Annotated in this window: 19 protein-coding genes and 1 other annotated feature; of the genes, 1 reads left to right on the top strand and 18 read right to left on the bottom strand. The window is 41.6% G+C overall.

What is annotated here, in order from left to right; translation table 11 throughout:
* Positions 1-8: 8 nt before the first annotated feature.
* The 18 genes from ccpN to rpsU form a co-directional block, all read right to left on the bottom strand.
* Positions 9-647 carry a transcriptional regulator CcpN gene (gene ccpN, locus C9414_RS07170; protein ID WP_039180035.1) on the bottom strand — a complete coding sequence of 213 codons (639 nt, stop codon included), beginning with the start codon at positions 645-647 and terminating at the stop codon, positions 9-11.
* A gap of 167 nt (positions 648-814) precedes the next feature.
* Positions 815-2,860, bottom strand: coding sequence for a glycine--tRNA ligase subunit beta (gene glyS / locus C9414_RS07165; RefSeq protein ID WP_107163347.1), 2,046 nt, complete (start codon positions 2,858-2,860; stop codon positions 815-817).
* Positions 2,853-3,740 carry a glycine--tRNA ligase subunit alpha gene (gene glyQ, locus C9414_RS07160; protein ID WP_012010611.1) on the bottom strand — a complete coding sequence of 296 codons (888 nt, stop codon included), beginning with the start codon at positions 3,738-3,740 and terminating at the stop codon, positions 2,853-2,855. The genes glyS and glyQ overlap by 8 nt, the downstream gene beginning before the upstream one ends.
* 112 nt (positions 3,741-3,852) lie before the next feature.
* Positions 3,853-4,030 (bottom strand) — a binding site (T-box leader).
* 39 nt (positions 4,031-4,069) lie between these two features.
* A complete protein-coding gene (gene recO / locus C9414_RS07155; protein WP_047202320.1) occupies positions 4,070-4,840 on the bottom strand; it encodes a DNA repair protein RecO in 771 nt (256 codons plus the stop codon).
* A gap of 35 nt (positions 4,841-4,875) precedes the next feature.
* The gene (locus C9414_RS07150) at positions 4,876-5,019 is read right to left on the bottom strand and encodes a YqzL family protein (RefSeq protein WP_003217288.1); all 144 of its coding nucleotides are present in this window, start codon (positions 5,017-5,019) and stop codon (positions 4,876-4,878) included.
* A 148-nt stretch (positions 5,020-5,167) separates the two neighbouring features.
* The gene (era, locus tag C9414_RS07145) at positions 5,168-6,073 is read right to left on the bottom strand and encodes a GTPase Era (protein WP_007501305.1); all 906 of its coding nucleotides are present in this window, start codon (positions 6,071-6,073) and stop codon (positions 5,168-5,170) included.
* A complete protein-coding gene (locus C9414_RS07140; RefSeq protein WP_008356263.1) occupies positions 6,066-6,464 on the bottom strand; it encodes a cytidine deaminase in 399 nt (132 codons plus the stop codon). Before C9414_RS07140 ends, era begins: the two co-directional genes overlap by 8 nt.
* A gap of 113 nt (positions 6,465-6,577) precedes the next feature.
* Positions 6,578-6,964 (bottom strand): diacylglycerol kinase family protein, encoded by a 387-nt coding sequence (locus C9414_RS07135; protein ID WP_024423020.1) that lies wholly within the window; start codon positions 6,962-6,964, stop codon positions 6,578-6,580.
* Positions 6,942-7,421 carry an rRNA maturation RNase YbeY gene (gene ybeY / locus C9414_RS07130; RefSeq protein ID WP_024423021.1) on the bottom strand — a complete coding sequence of 160 codons (480 nt, stop codon included), beginning with the start codon at positions 7,419-7,421 and terminating at the stop codon, positions 6,942-6,944. Before ybeY ends, C9414_RS07135 begins: the two co-directional genes overlap by 23 nt.
* Complete coding sequence (locus C9414_RS07125; protein ID WP_390275287.1) at positions 7,422-9,533, bottom strand: HD family phosphohydrolase; 2,112 nt, start codon at positions 9,531-9,533, stop codon at positions 7,422-7,424. It abuts the gene before it with no gap.
* Between the two features lie 114 nt (positions 9,534-9,647).
* Positions 9,648-10,607 carry a PhoH family protein gene (locus C9414_RS07120; protein ID WP_024423023.1) on the bottom strand — a complete coding sequence of 320 codons (960 nt, stop codon included), beginning with the start codon at positions 10,605-10,607 and terminating at the stop codon, positions 9,648-9,650.
* Between the two features lie 3 nt (positions 10,608-10,610).
* Positions 10,611-11,801: a sporulation protein YqfD gene (yqfD, locus tag C9414_RS07115; RefSeq protein WP_058839064.1), complete on the bottom strand. Its 1,191-nt coding sequence runs from the start codon at positions 11,799-11,801 to the stop codon at positions 10,611-10,613.
* Between the two features lie 18 nt (positions 11,802-11,819).
* Complete coding sequence (yqfC, locus tag C9414_RS07110; protein WP_012010618.1) at positions 11,820-12,101, bottom strand: sporulation protein YqfC; 282 nt, start codon at positions 12,099-12,101, stop codon at positions 11,820-11,822.
* A gap of 403 nt (positions 12,102-12,504) precedes the next feature.
* On the bottom strand, positions 12,505-13,002 hold the full coding sequence (locus tag C9414_RS07105) for a hypothetical protein (protein WP_107163346.1): 498 nt from the start codon (positions 13,000-13,002) through the stop codon (positions 12,505-12,507).
* A 31-nt stretch (positions 13,003-13,033) separates the two neighbouring features.
* Complete coding sequence (gene floA, locus C9414_RS07100; protein WP_024423026.1) at positions 13,034-14,026, bottom strand: flotillin-like protein FloA; 993 nt, start codon at positions 14,024-14,026, stop codon at positions 13,034-13,036.
* A 27-nt stretch (positions 14,027-14,053) separates the two neighbouring features.
* Positions 14,054-15,367, bottom strand: a complete 1,314-nt coding sequence (locus C9414_RS07095; protein ID WP_058839062.1) for an NfeD family protein — start codon at positions 15,365-15,367, stop codon at positions 14,054-14,056.
* Positions 15,368-15,508: 141 nt separating this feature from the next.
* Entirely contained in the window at positions 15,509-15,958 is a 450-nt protein-coding gene (locus C9414_RS07090; RefSeq protein WP_041086254.1) for a GatB/YqeY domain-containing protein, read from the bottom strand.
* 14 nt (positions 15,959-15,972) lie between these two features.
* On the bottom strand, positions 15,973-16,146 hold the full coding sequence (rpsU, locus tag C9414_RS07085) for a 30S ribosomal protein S21 (protein ID WP_003152957.1): 174 nt from the start codon (positions 16,144-16,146) through the stop codon (positions 15,973-15,975).
* Between the two features lie 182 nt (positions 16,147-16,328).
* Here rpsU and C9414_RS07080 point away from each other — a divergent pair, with 182 nt between their 5' ends.
* Positions 16,329-17,258 (top strand): Na/Pi symporter, encoded by a 930-nt coding sequence (locus tag C9414_RS07080; RefSeq protein WP_107163345.1) that lies wholly within the window; start codon positions 16,329-16,331, stop codon positions 17,256-17,258.
* Positions 17,259-17,263 lie beyond the last annotated feature (5 nt).

Below are 17,263 nucleotides of genomic sequence, written 5' to 3'. Positions count from 1 at the left end.
TTCTGTCATTAGATTATTTCGTTCTCCGATAAGCTGACAAGTATTTTCGTCATGTTTGTTTTCGTGATTCTTCCGACCACTTCAAAGCCTTTTTCCGTATCTTTTATCACAGGAAGTGCATCTATTTGCTTTTCAATCAAGTGCTTCGCCACATCCATAATGAAATCTTCTTTGCGGCAAACGGTGATGTTCGGCATTCTTGTCATAATAATATGGACAGGGATAGATGGAAGCTCCTGTTTCCCTATACTTGCGCGAAGGAGGTCTTTTCTTGATAATACGCCTGTTAAAATAGAGTGATCATCCACAACGAATAATGTGCCCACATCCTCTAAAAACATCGTACAAATCGCATCATAAACCGAAACATTCTCATGTATCACCACTGGAATGGATTGAAAGTCTTTCACTTGAAGTTTTTTCAGCTTATCTGCGAGAAGCTGCGTGCCTGTTTTTCCTGTGAAAAAGTAGCCGACCCTTGGTCTTGCTTCTAAAAAGCCTGACATTGTTAAAATGGCTAAATCCGGTCTGAGGGTCGCCCTTGTTAAGTTCAGCCGATCGGCGATATGCTCTCCAGTGATCGGACCATTCTCTTTGACAATCTGTAAAATCTGCTCTTGCCGTTTATTTAACTCGATTGTACTCACCACCTTTAAATAGAGAGAGCGAAATCTTTATTTTATGTATATCATTTTCATAACTCATCATATTATAGCGCATCTTTGTCCGAATGAAACAAAAATCCACTCAAAAACCGTGAATTAAATGAGTAAAAAACGATTGCCCTTCGGAAAAGGCAACCGTTCTTAGGTATTTATTTTACAATTAAATTGTTCATATTCGCAAATGATTGAATCACTTTGGCTAGTTTGACCATCTGTGCCAACCGATTTCGCTTCAGTTTTTCATCATCCGCATGAACCATTGTGTGATCGAAATAATGAACGATCGGTGTTTTTAACGTATCCAGCGCCTCAAGTGCCAAGCTGTATTGTCCTGCTGCTACATGTTCCTTGACAGCTTTCTCTACTTGCTGATACGCCTCAAACAGCTTTTGCTCATGTTCATTTTCAAACAGTTCAGGCTGAATCTCTGTGTCTTCGCCTTTTTTACTGATTGAAATGACGCGTCCCAATGCTTCAGCCGTTTCTTTAAAGCTTTCTTGTTTTACACTCTCTTCAAGAACAGCTGCTTTTTTGACAACTGCATATGGCTCAATATTTTCAACATCAAGCACTGCATCAACAACATCATGGCGGATATGCTCTGCTTGAAGAACATATTTTAAACGATGCGTTAAAAATTCAATTAGAGCAGCTTCATGATCTGTTTTTACTTGAGCAAGTGCTAACAGCTCTTTAAATGAAATATTCCAATGACGGTCGAGCAGGATTTGAACGATACCACTCGCTTGTCTTCTAAGTCCATAAGGGTCTTGAGAACCTGTAGGAATCACATCGATTGAGAAGAATGAACAAATAGAGTCGAGCTTATCTGCTACTGCCACAATCGCACCAATCAAAGTAGACGGCGCCTCATCACCAGCAAAGCGCGGCATATAATGCTCGTTAATGCTTCTTGCCACTTCTTCATGCTCACCAAGAGCTCTTGCATATTTCTCACCCATGATTCCTTGTAATTCAGGGAATTCATAGACCATTTGAGTCACAAGGTCAAACTTCGAAATACTTGCTGCTCTAGCCACACGTTTTGTTGTTTCTTCATCTGCTCCGACATGCGCCGCTAGACGGGTTGCAATGTCTGTCACTCTCTTCAGCTTGTCGCCGATTGTTCCAAGTTTCTCATGGAATACCACTTTATCAAGCTTTTTAATATTGTCTTCAATCACTAGTTTTTCGTCTTCTTTATAGAAGAATGCAGCATCTGATAAACGTGCGCGAAGTACTTTTTCGTTCCCTCTTGCGACATTTTCCAGCGCCTCACTGTTTCCATTTCTGACTGTAATAAAATGCGGCAATAATTCTCCTTGCTCATTTTTCACAGGGAAGTAGCGTTGATGCTCTTTCATTGTTGTCACCAATACTTCTTCCGGCAATGCAAGAAACTCCTCTTCAAAGGAACCAGACAGCACAGTTGGATATTCTACAAGATCGTTCACTTCTTCTAGAAGTTCAGGATCAACAGGAATGACCCAGCCTTTTTCTGAAGATAGCGCATTTAGCTGTTCAGTAATTAATTGTTTTCTTTTATCTGAGTCTGCAATCACAAATTGATCGCGCAAAGTTTGTTCATAAGAAGCAGGTGAGTCAATGCTGGCTGTCGTACCAAGGAAACGATGTCCTCTTGTTTCACGACCGCTTTTCACCCCAGCAATTTCAACAGGTACAATCTCTTGTCCAAATAAACAAACAATCCATTTAATCGGACGGATATAGCGTAAATCTTCGCTTCCCCATCTCATATTCTTTGGAAAGCTTAATGAAGCAGCGATCTCACCTAACGCTGGGAGAAGGTCTTTGACTTGCTTCCCTTCTTGAAACTTTTGGACATGGACATAATCCACTCCTTTGATCTCTTTGAAATAGAGATCATCTGTTGAAGCACCTTGGCCCCGGGCGAAGCCTTCAGCAGCTTTTGTCCAATTGCCTTCAGCATCTTGGGCAATCTTTTTAGCTGGGCCTTTTGCTTCTTCTTTGATGTCTTCTTGTTTTTCTGCGACACCTTTCACAAGTACAGCAAGACGTCTTGGTGAGTTGAATAAAGCAGTCTCTTCAAATGAAATATTTTGCGTTTCAAACCATGCTTTTACTTTCTCACCTAGCTGTTTTGTGCTCTCTGGCATGAAACGAGCCGGCATCTCTTCTAAGCCGATCTCAAGTAATACATCTTGTTTATTCATGAGAAGCCGCCTCCTCTTTTAGCATAGGGAATCCCAATTTTTCGCGTTCTTCATAATAGGTTTTGGCTACTTTTCTTGCTAACTGACGTACTCTTCCGATATAACCAGTTCGCTCAGTCACAGAAATAGCGCCCTTTGCATCGAGCAGGTTAAACGTATGAGAGCATTTGAGGACATAATCGTATGCCGGGTGAACAAGTCCTTTGTCCATTTGACTGTGTGCTTCTTTCTCATAGGTTGTAAATAGCTCGAACAGCATGTCAGTATTAGATGTTTCAAATGTATACACAGAGTGCTCATATTCAGCCATTAAGAATAAATCTCTGACCGTAAATCCGTCTGTCCATTCAAGATCGAAGACATTTTCTTTGTCCTGGATGTAAGAAGCAAGACGTTCAATACCGTATGTGATTTCAACAGAAACGGGCTTACATTCTAAGCCGCCGACTTGTTGGAAATACGTGAATTGCGTAATTTCCATCCCATCAAGCCATACTTCCCAGCCAAGTCCTGCACAGCCAAGAGATGGGTTTTCCCAGTTGTCTTCTACAAAACGAATATCATGTTTCAGCGGGTCAATGCCAAGTGCTTTCAATGATTCAAGATATAGTTCTTGAATATTGTCAGGTGATGGCTTAATGATCACTTGAAATTGATGATGCTGATACAATCTATTTGGGTTTTCTCCATATCTGCCATCAGCCGGGCGTCTTGAAGGCTCTACATATGCTACCTTCCACGGCTCTGGGCCGATGCTTCTGAGGAACGTGTATGGACTCATTGTTCCGGCACCTTTTTCTGTGTCATACGCCTGCATTAATACGCAGCCTTCATTTGACCAATGCTTTTGCAGCGTCAAAATCATGTCTTGAATATTCAATGATCGCACCTCCATCTTTTCTACACCAACCGCTATGTATGGCGGGTGGGATTAGAACCTTGTAAGAGAACACAAAAACTCCCGTCTCTATGCTCGCAAGGTTCTTTGCAAACATAGGGACGAGAGTTTTTCCCGCGGTTCCACCCTATTTGCTGGTGTCGTAGCATCCAGCCGCTTTGTTTTACGCTGCTCAAGAATGCCTTTCGTTACGCCTCCATCCTTAGCTCACACCGCCCTAAGGTCGCTTTTATGGATTTTACGTAAGTACTTCTTTCTGTCAATGCAACATATTTTATCTTAGATGATCTTACAAAAAGTCATGGGAGATGTCAACTTTTGTTTTCGTCACCCATTAGCTTTTTCATGGATTCCATCTGATTCATGAATTTTTTTGATTTTAAATAGAGGCCGGAATATTCGTCATAGTAGTGATCAAGCACTTGACGAATTTCTTGTTTCGTCTGAGGCTTCACATCAACCTGACCAAGCCTTGATAAATCAAAATAATGAAACAAACGGAGCAGCCTTGCAGCTGCGGGGGATAAGGGCAGTTTATATGGATCTTTCGAAAAACAATTTTGGCAAATGAAGCCGTTATCTCTTATCGAGAAATGGAACTGCCCTTCTTTTTGACCACAGTGAACACATTGATCAAGTTCAGGCTTCATCCCCATCACTGATAACATTTTAACCTCTACGATAAATAAAATAATATCAGCATCTGTGCCTTCGTTGAGATGACGCAGAGATTGAAGCAGAAGCTCAAACAAATAAGGGTTTGGCTTTTTTTCTTCTGTGCCTTTATCAATCAATTCCGTCATATATGCGGCATATGCGGTCAGAAATAAGTCTTCCCGAATGGCCCGCATACTTTCAATCATTTCGCCTTGCTGGAGCGTTCCAAGTCCTGTTGATGATTGGATAAGAAAGGTGCCGTATAAAAACGGCTGGCTTATGGCTGACAGGCGGCTGTTTGATTTTTTTGCGCCTCTTGCCATCACGCCAATTTTTCCATGTTCTCTAGTGAGCAGCGTGACAATTTTGTTTGTTTCGCCATAATCTGTTGTTCTAAGGACGATTCCTTCACTTTTAATGAGCATTTGTCTACACTCCGAGCGCTGGAGGGGGTCAAGAATTATAAAATTGGAAAATCAAATCGTGCTATTTCTTCTTCAAGTACATCGGGTCTTTCCAGGTTCTCCTTTTCTAACTCTTTGAAAAGCAGATACGTGTCAACGCTTCCTGTTTGTGAAAATACGTTCCATGTAAAATTCAACATAAAAACCCCACCTTTCTTTATTAGAAGCAGCAACGCTACATCCAACATATTAATTTTATCTTGACCAGGCTACCTCCATTTCATGATAAACAATTTTTACTAATCGAACCGCACCATTGTCAGATTTGCTGACAAATGCAGCGATTTTTTAATATTCGTCTTCTCTAAATCCGAAGTCACGAAGGTGAGTGGATTTATTACGCCAGTCCTTCTGAACTTTGACCCAAAGCTCTAAATACACTTTTGAGCCTAGAAGTGCTTCAATATCTCTGCGCGCTTTTTGTCCCACTTCTTTTAACAAGCTGCCTCGTTTACCAATGACGATCCCTTTTTGTGAATCACGTTCTACAACAATGGTTGCCGCGACATGGATCTTGCCATTTTCATCTGGCTTAATCGATTCAATCGCAACCGCAATACTGTGCGGAATCTCTTCTCTCGTTAAATGCAACACTTTTTCACGAATTAATTCAGAAATAATAAACCGTTCTGGATGATCTGTTACTTGATCTGCCGGATAAAATTGAGGGCCCTCTGGAAGATAACCTTCAATCTGCTGAAGAAGCGTGTCGATATTGTTCCCTTCAAGAGCTGAAATTGGCACAATTTCCTTGAATGGATAACGTGTGCGGTATTCATCAATTAAAAGGAACAGTTCATCTGGATGAATTTGGTCAATTTTATTCACGACAAGGAACACCGGTGTAGATGTTTGCTTTAGTCGTTCAATGATGAATTCATCACCTTTGCCATAGCCTTCCTGTGCGTTGATCATAAATAAGATCAGGTCGACTTCCTTCAGTGTATTTTGAGCCACCCTCATCATAAAATCACCAAGCTTATGCTTAGGTTTATGAATCCCCGGTGTATCGATAAAGATCGTTTGTGATGTGTTCGTTGTCAGGACACCTTGCACTTTGTTTCGCGTCGTTTGGGGCTTATCGCTCATAATGGCGATCTTTTGTCCAATAACACGATTAAGAAAAGTTGATTTCCCTACATTTGGTCTTCCAATAATTGATACAAATCCTGATTTGAAGCTTTCGTTAGTCATTTAAATCCTCCGGTGAAAATGCTCCTGGCAATAGTTCGTTTACTGTTGTTTCGTATATATGTCCTTTTAAGTTCGTTAGAATCACTGGCATGTCAGGTGCACATAGCTCTGAAATGACCTGTCTGCATGCGCCGCACGGCGAAACAGGACGGTCTGTATCAGCCACCACTGCTAACATTTGAAAAGATGTAATGCCTTCTGAATAGGCTTTAAAAAGTGCTGTTCTTTCCGCACAATTACACATACCATATGCTGCATTTTCAATGTTGCAGCCGCCATACACTTTTCCATCATTCGACAGTAACGCTGCACCGACTTTGAATTTAGAATAGGGTACATATGCAAAATCTCTTGCTTTGATTGCTTCTGAAATCAACTCTTGTTTGTTCATTCCTAGTTCCCACTTTCAGAAGAAATGGTACCACTGTCACATTTATATTTTACATAATTCACGTGACATTTTCACGCCCATTTCTAAAAATGTTAATAAATAGTAATATTGTTCTATTGCATGATCTTCGGTAAGAAGATGATCAACCCAATCATAACCGAAATTGCGGCGTAAACGCAAACAGCGCCTGCCGCAGCGTCCTTCGCTCTCTCTGCAAGCGGGTGCCTTTCTTCTGTCATCAGATCCACTGTATGTTCAATGGCTGTATTGACAAGTTCAAGCGCAAACATCCCCCCGCATAGAAGAAGAACAATTAGCCATTCAAATGGGTCAATGCGGAACCAAAAGCCGCAGATCACCACGATGATGGCTGCGACTGTGTGAAATCGAAAATTCCGTTCATTCAAGAAAGTTCGCCATATTCCTCTAAATGCATAGTAAAAACTCCGAAAAAAACGGGCGAGCGGCCTTCTTTTCTTACGATGATCTCGAAAGGCCATAATCATCCAAAATCTTTGTCTGTTTGGCGAACATTTCTTTTTCATCTTCCTCTGTCATATGATCATACCCGAGCAAATGAAGGAAGCCATGAATCGTTAAGAATCCAAGCTCTCTCATAAAGGAATGTCCATATTCCTCCGCCTGCTCTTTCGTTCGATCTACACTAATGATAATGTCACCAAGTACAGGCGGGATATCATCCGCTCCAATGATTTCAATCTCCCCTTCTCCTTCTTCTTCAAGTGCAAAGGAGATCACATCCGTTGGTGCGTCTTTTCCGCGGTATTCTTTATTGATTTGATGAATCTCTTCATTCGAAACGATCGTCACTGATACTTCCGCTTGATCCTTAACCTCAAGTTCGTCTGCAGCAAACTGAAGAAGCTTTTCCACTTCTTCAAGCTGCTCTTTTGATACTTGTCCTGTTTCATCTATTAAATCGATTAACAATGTCATTTACTTCACCTTCTGCTTCGGGGCATCTGGATATTCAATCCGAGAATGGAAAATCCCCTTTAATGTTGTACAAATTGTTTGGCTGATAATATTTAATTCTTTAAATGTCAGGTCACATTCACTAAATTGCCCGTCCTGCATTTTATCCGAAATAATGCCTTTGACAAGCTTTTCAATCCGCTCTGGATTTGGATTATGCATGGAACGAACCGCCGCTTCAACGCTGTCAGCCACAGAAATAATCGCTGCTTCTTTTGATTGCGGCTTTGGACCAGGGTAACGAAATTCTTCTTCTGTCACCTGATCATCACGCTCTTTTGCCTTATAGTAAAAGAACTTTAAAAGAGACTTCCCGTGATGCTGTTCTGCAATGTCGACAAGCTCTTCAGGAAACTTCTTTTCTCTCAGCATATCAGCGCCATCTGTCGTATGGGCAATAATAATATTTTTACTCAGCTGAGGAGAAAGCTTATCATGCGGATTATCAATGTTCATTTGGTTTTCGATAAAGTATTGCGGTCTTTTCGTTTTCCCAATGTCATGATAATAAGCGCCGACCCTTGCTAAAAGACCGTTTGCACCGACTGCTTCACATGCAGCATCCGCTAAATTCGCCACCATGACACTATGATGATATGTACCTGGTGTCTCGGTTAAAATCTTTTTGAGCAGCGGATGATTTGGGTTAGATAATTCGATCAGCTTCATTGTGGAAAGAATGCCAAACATGCTCTCAAAAACAGGCATTAACCCAATGACCAAGATAGATGATGCAAACCCTGACACAATCGCCATCATGAGGTTCACACCGATTTCAAGCCCTGATGGTGAAGAGTTTTGGATCAGTGTAATGGATAAAACCACAAGCACATTCACCAAGGCCACCAAAAGCCCAGCCTGCAATATTTTTGATCTTGCATTATGTTTTCTTAAAAATAAAATACCTGCCATCCCGCTCATCAGATAATAAGCGCAGATCACATAGTTAAAGACGCCGGTTACTCCTTGATTAAACATCATACTGCCGCAAAGAGCAAATACAAGACCGGAGAAGATTGCTAACCGCTCATTAATGAGCAGTTTGATCAGCATCGTGCCAAGTGCCACTGGCACAACATAGCCTATCGTTGTATATTTCGTTTCCTGAAAGAGACTGAACACTTCCATAATAATTAAAATAATCGTAAAAATAAGCGAGTAGAGCAATAATGACTTATTCTTATGGACAAGCGACTTTTTTCTCGATTCAAGGGAATGAATAATCGCTGCTAAGAAAAGGCCAATTAATATGAAAAGACCACTTACAGGCTTAAATAAATTTGAGCTGTTTAGTAGACCCGTGAGTTCTAATTTGCGATAAACTTCTCGGTCGATGAGCTCTCCTTCTTCAACTAAGATTTGCCCTTGCTTAATTTGCACTGGCTGAATATTGTCAGCCGCTTCCTGTCTTTTCTTCTCTGTTGCCACTGGGTCAAATACATAGTTTGGGATGATCGCAAATTCACCGATTTCTTTCGCTGCATTTAAGTATTTTGATGGAATCGAATTGTTTTCAAGCTCTGTTTTGACTTGTTTTTTCTCATCTTGTAATTTCGCTGCTGTGATTTCTTTACTCATCAGTGAATTCACCACTGTGATGATGGAATCTTTAGTAAATGAGAGATTCTCATCACTTGCCTGAAGCAGTGCTTTGATGGATTGATCCGAAACAGCTTCCTGCATATCTGTTGTGAGCTTTTCTTTGACACGCTTGACCATTTCTTGATCTGATGGCGCTTTCTCTTTATCATCAGCTGCTTTCTTCTCTTCTTTAATGGCTTCAAAGAGGGATGAGATGAGGTCTACACGATTATCAGAATACGCTTTTTTGAGCGTATATTGATCTTCTACTTGATCTGTTGCTTCTTGTTTCTTTTCTTCTGTCGCTTCTTGATCATCAACAGTTGACGGAGAATAGATGGTCTGTTCGCTCACAGAAAATAAATCTAAGTCTAGCGATTCAGGCTTTACATGGAAGAAGAGCACCACGAATAAAATGGCTGCTAAAGCAGCGTACAGCAAGACATTTAAATAACGTGAGCGCTCCATTTTCTGAGGTTCTTTTTTAGACAGCAGTCTTTTGCGCTTACTGCCTTTTTGATTCTTTCTCAAGGAAAGTACCTCCTTTTTTACTTTAAACCACGATCGAAACAAAATGACCCGATGAAGACGATCGGGTCACTCAGTTCATTTTTGCTTTTCGTATGCGCCAATGATCTTCGCCACAAGCGGGTGTCTGACCACATCTGTCTGGTCTAATTCAATAAATGAGATGCCCTTGATCTCTGCAAGCATGTCCTTTGCAGCCGCAAGACCTGATTGCATGCCCTTTGGCAGATCAATCTGTGTAATATCTCCTGTAATGACCATTTTAGAACCAAAGCCAAGTCTCGTCAAAAACATTTTCATTTGGGCAGGTGTTGTATTCTGCGCTTCATCTAAAATAACAAATGCATCATCAAGCGTCCGGCCTCTCATATAGGCAAGGGGTGCTATTTCAATCACGCCGCGCTCGATTAAACGTTCCGTATGATCACTGCCAAGCACATCATGCAAGGCATCGTATAGTGGTCTTAAATAAGGATCTACCTTTTCCTTTAGATCGCCTGGTAAAAAGCCAAGACTCTCCCCTGCTTCAACAGCTGGTCTGGTCAGGATAATCCGTTTCACATGTCCATTTTTCAATGAATGTACCGCATTGACGACTGCCAAATACGTCTTCCCTGTACCAGCTGGTCCAATTCCAAAGACCAGGTCATCTTTTTTCATCGCCGCAGCATATTCCCGCTGGCCGATTGTTTTCACCCTGATCGACTTTCCTTTTGCATTTTTCGTAATTTCATCTTCATACATATTCTCAAAATAATTCAGCTTGTTTTTTTGCGCCATTTTAATGGCATAGACGACATCCCGTTCAGATATCTCGATTCCTTTACGGATGAGATGTAAAAGAGATGTGATCAAACGGCTTACTGTATCTCTTGATGCTTCCTCACCAGAAACATACACTTTTTCTCCACGCGTAATAATGGAGACGTTCAGCTCGTTTTCCATTAGTTTCAGATAAGCATCTTGATTGCCAAATAAAGCAATCGCTTCGTTTGGGCTATCCAATTTTTGTTGAATCTCAAGTAAATGTTCTGTCATTCTCTAGTCTCCCTGAACAATAGGTGTTGGTTGAACAATATCTTCTATTACTTGGTAAAGGATGATTAACTTAACTTTACCATTCCCTGTTGTCTCGTGCAAAACTTTTTCACTTTTCACCTCTCCTGTTTGACCCAGCTTCTCTTCTAATTCTTTTTTACCCATTTTAATCCCTGCTTGAACCGCTTCTTTATTTGTGTATTCTCGATTTATTTTCTCACTTTCACGTGTGATTTCCTTTTCATAAGAGAATGGGAGCTGCATGTTTAAGAAATGAAGCGGATGAACTTCTGTTTCTGTTTTTGGCTGCTTAAAATCATCCTTTTTAAAAGAAAAGCCCCAAAATGGCAGTGAGCCTCCAAATGCGGAGAGCTTGTGCTTTGTCTTCATTTTACCCGTAAAGACGTCAAAAGATGTTCGAAGAGGGACAGAAACTTCAGAACGATACCACGTTTCACCATAGATTTTCGCTTTGGCTCCTACCGTTTTCTGCTGATCTTCGCTGCCAATGAGTCCAGAGACAAGCATCTGTCCTTTCTTTACATGTTCATCAACCGCGGCGAGCGGCTCCCCTTTTTCTACATACATTCTCGTGATGACAGCCTTTTTCTTGGCGACGATATGCTGAGGACTCGTGTATTTTTCTTTTTCGGGTTCATTTTTTTCCACAACTTTCATTTGAAAGGTTGTGCCGTTTAGTTCAACGCCGACCCATGTGATGCTTTGAATATTGGTTGTCAGGGATTTTTGAATTTTTTCAGGTGTTCCCATTAGAAACTGAAAACGTCCTTTTTGCACCCCAATGTCGTCTAAATGCTTTCTCATTTGATGTTCAGTTTCTGGATTGGCTCCTTTGATATCAATTTTCCATACCATGTTTGAAAGTGCCAATATCGTCACTAGAAAGCATACAATCCCAAGGGTAAATCCGATATTCTTCCTTGACCAAAGAAGTAGAAACGGAAAGCCCTTCTTTTGATGAAATGAACATGTCACGTCATGATGTCTGCGTACTTTTCTGAAGGCATGTACATCTGATAGGCGAATAAATAAGCGCACGCTGTCTTGACGGCGGCTCACTTGAAACATTGTGATCCCCTGCCTCGTGCACTCATTGATGAGCCGCTCAATGCCATTTCCTTTGATCTCCACTTCCACTCTGCCAATAAAATAGCCGAACCATTTATTCTTCACGCTTCTCCCCTCCGTCAGTTAAGAATCAATATAACGGACCTCATCGATTTTCCCTTCCAATAAAATCTCTTCTGGCAAAATCGTTTTAATCACAAAATCTTTCCCTGAAATAATGCATTGTCCCTGTTTGAGCATCAGCCTTACCTCTTGATCACTGAAAAGCAGAAGCCCTTTATGGTTCTCTATGTAAATGTGGAGTCTGCCAACCATCGTAATACGGGGAAGATCCATCATCACGTCTGGAGGGATTTCAAGTGTTCTTGTCAGCCATGCTTTAAGTCGATTTTTTCTTTTTCCCATTCAATAAGAACCCCTTCCCACCTCATGTGTATGAGATCAAACTGAAAGATGGTGAGACTGATGAGAAAGCCTCTATATCATCCTATTCCTCAGGGGTTCATATCATGCTAATGAATCCCGTAAAACAGCCGTTTCAGCATTTTCTTTATGAAAAATCGTTATCAGACAAAAAAAGCCCCTTTTTCATGAAGGGGCTTTCCAGATTGTTGACAAAGGGCTAAAATGATCTTTATTTTAGCCCTCTGTCTTCTTTTCAGCGTGATAGAAACCCTTTGCAGCCCTAGGAAAGACAAGTACCGGAACGAATTGAACATTCGTGCGCACCGGCAAGCATGACTGACACCGAATGCGAGGGTTTGTCCGCGTGCTGAAAAGCCCCCTTTTTTGAAGGGGGCTTTCTTCTTTATCTTTTATATGGCCGTTTCATCGTTCTATGCGGTTTTTTCGCGCGCGGCTCTCCAAATACTTCTCCAAGGATCATTCCTTGAACAATTGTATCTTGGTTCAGATTCTCAATGACTTTTGGCCTCACTTCAGCAGATGCAGCCTTTGGCCTTGTCAGCTCTCTTTCAAGCGATTGGAACTCTTTGTTCAGCTCGTTTTTTCTTTCTTCCATTTCGGCAAGTGTAGCTGTATAACGATCTTGTAAGGACTGAGATGTTTTTTTCTTCATCCCGCCATGATCATGTACATCACCGAAATCGTCCAGCTGATCCGTCACGACTGGATCTGGACTTGTTTGCTTTGTTTGTTTCTGGGGCACCGGCTTACGCTGAGGAGCGGGCTTCTTTTGCTGATTCTGCTTTTCGTTCTCCTCTTGTTTGCCGATCTTCCCAAAGACGGCAGAGATGATACCGATGATAATCGCAATTAGTAGCGGATTTTCAAATAGAATGTCCAATGGGCTCCCTCCTTACAGCGTGAGAGGATGCTTATTTGTTTTCATTATCAGATGGACCTTTTGTCATTTTACCAAATGAATCTCTCATATCCGTATCAGCATCGATATTTTTAATGTTCATGTAGTCCATGACACCAATATTGCCTTCACGTAATGCTTCAGCCATTGCAAGTGGTACTTCAGCCTCTGCTTCTACAACTTTCGCGCGCATTTCTTCAACTTTCGCACGCATCTCTTGCTCTTGTGCAACAGCCATTGCGCGGCGTTCTTCTGCTTTCGCCTGTGCAATGTTTTTGTCTGCTTCTGCTTGGTCTGTTTGCAGAATCGCCCCGATATTCTTACCGATATCCACATCTGCGATATCAATCGAGAGAATTTCAAATGCAGTACCTGAATCTAATCCTTTACCAAGAACCGTTTGAGAAATCATATCAGGATTCTCAAGAACCTTTTTATGATTATCTGATGAACCGATTGTCGAGACAATCCCTTCACCTACACGGGCAATAATTGTTTCTTCCCCTGCACCACCGACAAGTCGGTCGATGTTTGCACGAACTGTAATACGTGCTTTTGCTTTGACTTCAATCCCATCCATCGCAACACCAGAGATAAATGGTGTTTCAATGACTTTAGGGTTTACACTCATTTGAACTGCTTCTAGTACATCACGTCCTGCTAGGTCGATGGCTGCACAGCGAGCAAAATTCAATTCGATATTCGCGCGTTGAGCTGCAATTAATGCGTTCACAACTCTGTCCACGTTACCACCCGCAAGATAGTGGCTCTCCAGCTGGTTAATCGTCACATCAAGACCTGCTTTATGTGCTTTGATGAGCGGGTTGACCACTCGGTTTGGAATGACTCGGCGCAGTCTCATTCCTACAAGTGTAAAAATGCTCACTTTTACGCCAGCCGCTAGGGCAGAAATCCACAGCATCACCGGTACAAAGGTGAAAAAGATCGAAAGAACAATCAAACCTGCTGCGATAATCACAAATAATAGTAAAGTAGATGGATCCATTTTATTCCTCCTCTAAAATCAGTATATCTATACTTTCCTCACGACAATGCGTGAGCCTTCCGCTTTCACAATTTTTACTTGCTCATCCTTATCGATAAATGCACCTTCTGATACAACATCAATGCGCTCATCTCCGAATACGATCGTACCAGATGGACGAAGTGCAGTTGCTGTCACTGCGATTTGTCCAACAAGATCTTCTCTTGTTTCATTTGAGACATAACCGCTTTCCTTATTGGTTGAATCGGTTAAAATGAACTTTTTAAAGAATTTCATACGTTTCCCCAACACCTTTGTCAATAAAATAACTGCTATGATTGAAACAGCAGTGGCAATCAAGATGGAAATCGCCATTTCTGTAAAGCTTCCAGCTGCTAAAAATAAGCTGACAACGACACAGATCAGTCCAATGACACCTACGATTCCCCCTGGCAAAAACAATTCCAGAATGATGAGTGCAATCCCTGCTAAAAACAGGAACAACGTCTCATATCCTGCAAAACCTGCCACGAGATGACCATAAAAGAATAGAAGAAGCGCTGTCACTCCCATGGTGCCCGGGACTCCAAAGCCAGGAGAATAGAGCTCAACAATTAATCCTAAGCTTGCAATGGATAAAAGGATCGGAATGACGATTGGGTGCGTAAGAAAACGCGCAACCTTTTCAGCAAAGCTCACTTCATCGTATTGAACAGAAGCGTCTGTTAATTTCAGCTTCTGAAGCAAGTCATCCATATTTTTCGCTTCACCTTCTGCATACCCGAATTGAAGCGCCCGATCTGTGTTAAAGGTGAGCAATTCCCCTTTTGGTGCACCGGCTTCTTTTGCGTCTATATCTACATCCGCCATGGCAAGAGCATACTTTGGATCACGCCCCTGCTTTTCGGCAGCATCACTCATTTCAGCAAGCCATAGAGATTCAGATTTTTGATCGGCAGCATTGCCTTCTCCATCAATGATCGCAGCAGCCCCCATCTTTCCATTCGGGGTCATATAAATTTGATCGGCATTTAGCGCGATGAATGCCCCGGCTGAAAGCGCTCTATGATTGACAAACGCTGTCACTGGGATATCAGAAGCGCGGATGGTATCTGCGATCTCAAGCGCTGCATCGACTGCACCACCCGGTGTATTGATGTCGAGAATAATATGCTTCGCCCGTTCCGCCTTTGCCTGCTCAAACGATCGTTCAATGAATTTAGAAAGTCCTTTTTCTACTGTATCTTCAATTGGGATAACATGAACTTTCTGATCTGCTGATTTCGCGGTCAATTGAACCCCTAATAACAAGCATATTATAAAACAACTGAAGAGAGCAATAGAAATTTTTATTTTTTTCATCTATTTGGTGATCCCTCCTCTCTTTCTTCCATTTTACTGTTCCTTTACATACGTTACAAATGTATCATAGGTTTCATTTTTATATGACAGAATCATGAGGGCATAAAAAAAGTACCCTTCTAACAATAGAAGGATACTTTTTTATTGAGACAGCTGCTCGCTGACAAGTCTGTTAATGACAGCTCCATCAGCTTTACCTTTTACTTTTGGCATAATAGCGCTCATCACTTTACCCATGTCAGCCTTTGAGGAAGCACCTGTTTCAGCGATCGTTTCTTTCACGATCGTTTGCAGTTCTTCTTCAGAAAGCTGTTCAGGTAAATAAACGTCTAAGATGTCAATCTCTTTTTGAACTTTATCTACTAAATCTAAGCGATTAGCTTTCGAAAATTCATGGAGGGAGTCTTTACGTTGCTTAATCTCGCGGGAAAGGACGGTTAGTTCCTCATCGCCGGTCAAACTGTCTTTCTTAAGCTTAATTGCTTCATTTTGCAGCGAAGCCTTTACCATACGAATGACAACAAGCTTGTCTTTCTCACGGTTTTTCATCATAAGCTTCATATCAGAATTTAATTGCTCAAGAAGACTCATAAAATCCACCCTCTTTAGAATTTACGTTTTCTAGCAGCTTCAGACTTTTTCTTGCGCTTTACGCTAGGCTTTTCATAAAATTCACGCTTTCTTGCTTCTTGCAATGTTCCAGTTTTGGATACACTGCGTTTAAAGCGACGAAGAGCATCTTCAAGCGATTCGTTTTTTCTAACGACCGTTTTTGACATTCTCTTTCCCTCCCTCCGAATACACCAATCGACTGCATTAAAAAAAGATATACATGCAAAACATGTACCTAGACATTATAATATAAGCCTTGTGTGAGGTCAACTAAGTGATTTGGAAATATATTTTCGTCATGAGCAGGTAGACAAGTCCATATATTCATTGGTAAGAGGAGGACTTTTCTATGATGGCGATCATTTATTTTTGTGCACTTATTTTCATTTTTTTATGGTCAATGGGTTTGCTGAGAAAAGGATTAATGGCGCTTGCGTCCTCTCGTATTGAGAAATCACTTCTTCTCTTTACAGATCACCCGGTCAAAGCATTCTTGGTCAGCATTGTGTTTACAGGGGTTCTACAAAGCAGTTCGGCGTTTATGGTCATCGTCATCGGCTTTGTCAGTACAGGCATTCTCTCTTTTAAAAAATCGATCCCTATGATTCTTGGAACCAATATCGGCTCCACGTTTACGACAGAATTTATCGCTATTAAAATGGATGTCTTCATGTGGGTTTTGATCATAACCGGTCTTGTATGCATCCTTTTTGGCAGAACATCTTTTAGACATGCAGGAAAAAGTTTATTTGGGCTCGGGATGATCTTTTTTTGCATACAAGGCTTCTCAAAAATTGCAGGGATGATGACAAGTCAGCCTGAGACATTGCGTTTTCTTGAAATGATGCAGCATTCAGACTGGACAGCGCTGCTTTCGGGTACCATTTTCACAGCGATTGTTCATTCGAGCTCCGTCTGTATCGGCATTTTAATGGGATTTATGAATGAGGGAACTGTGGCACTTCAGGAAGGCATCAGCTTTGTGTTAGGTTCCAATATCGGGACATGTATTACGGCTGTGATGGCTGCGATATCTGGCGGCTACGCAGCACGTCAAACGGCTTATGCACACGTCGTGTTTAATGTGCTCGGTGTTCTTATATGCCTTCCGTTTCTCGCCCTGATCACAGAGGTTGTCGCCCTTCTCGCAAGCTCACCCGCCCAGCAGATTGCGCATTTCAGCCTGCTGTTTAATGTGGCAAGCTCTCTCCTCTTCTTGCCGTTCATACGCCCTTTTCACGCATTGATCTTGTGTCTCATGCCGAATCAGTCAAAATAAAAGAA

Origin of the sequence: Bacillus sp. Nf3, assembly GCF_003028545.1 — a bacterium.
Taxonomy (GTDB): domain Bacteria; phylum Bacillota; class Bacilli; order Bacillales; family Bacillaceae; genus Bacillus; species Bacillus safensis.
This window is presented reverse-complemented; position numbering and strand designations above follow the sequence as displayed.

Coding starts and splice junctions, on each gene's coding strand:
- C9414_RS07095 (WP_058839062.1), bottom strand. CDS start 15,367: ATGAAAAAAATAAAAATTTCTATTGCTCTCTTCAGTTGTTTTATAATA.
- glyS (WP_107163347.1), bottom strand. CDS start 2,860: ATGAATAAACAAGATGTATTACTTGAGATCGGCTTAGAAGAGATGCCG.
- rpsU (WP_003152957.1), bottom strand. CDS start 16,146: ATGTCAAAAACGGTCGTTAGAAAAAACGAATCGCTTGAAGATGCTCTT.
- recO (WP_047202320.1), bottom strand. CDS start 4,840: ATGCTCATTAAAAGTGAAGGAATCGTCCTTAGAACAACAGATTATGGC.
- C9414_RS07080 (WP_107163345.1), top strand. CDS start 16,329: ATGATGGCGATCATTTATTTTTGTGCACTTATTTTCATTTTTTTATGG.
- C9414_RS07090 (WP_041086254.1), bottom strand. CDS start 15,958: ATGAGTCTTCTTGAGCAATTAAATTCTGATATGAAGCTTATGATGAAA.
- yqfC (WP_012010618.1), bottom strand. CDS start 12,101: ATGGGAAAAAGAAAAAATCGACTTAAAGCATGGCTGACAAGAACACTT.
- C9414_RS07120 (WP_024423023.1), bottom strand. CDS start 10,607: ATGACAGAACATTTACTTGAGATTCAACAAAAATTGGATAGCCCAAAC.
- C9414_RS07140 (WP_008356263.1), bottom strand. CDS start 6,464: ATGAACAAACAAGAGTTGATTTCAGAAGCAATCAAAGCAAGAGATTTT.
- era (WP_007501305.1), bottom strand. CDS start 6,073: ATGACTAACGAAAGCTTCAAATCAGGATTTGTATCAATTATTGGAAGA.
- floA (WP_024423026.1), bottom strand. CDS start 14,026: ATGGATCCATCTACTTTACTATTATTTGTGATTATCGCAGCAGGTTTG.
- ybeY (WP_024423021.1), bottom strand. CDS start 7,421: ATGACATTGTTAATCGATTTAATAGATGAAACAGGACAAGTATCAAAA.
- C9414_RS07150 (WP_003217288.1), bottom strand. CDS start 5,019: ATGTTGAATTTTACATGGAACGTATTTTCACAAACAGGAAGCGTTGAC.
- C9414_RS07135 (WP_024423020.1), bottom strand. CDS start 6,964: ATGGCCTTTCGAGATCATCGTAAGAAAAGAAGGCCGCTCGCCCGTTTT.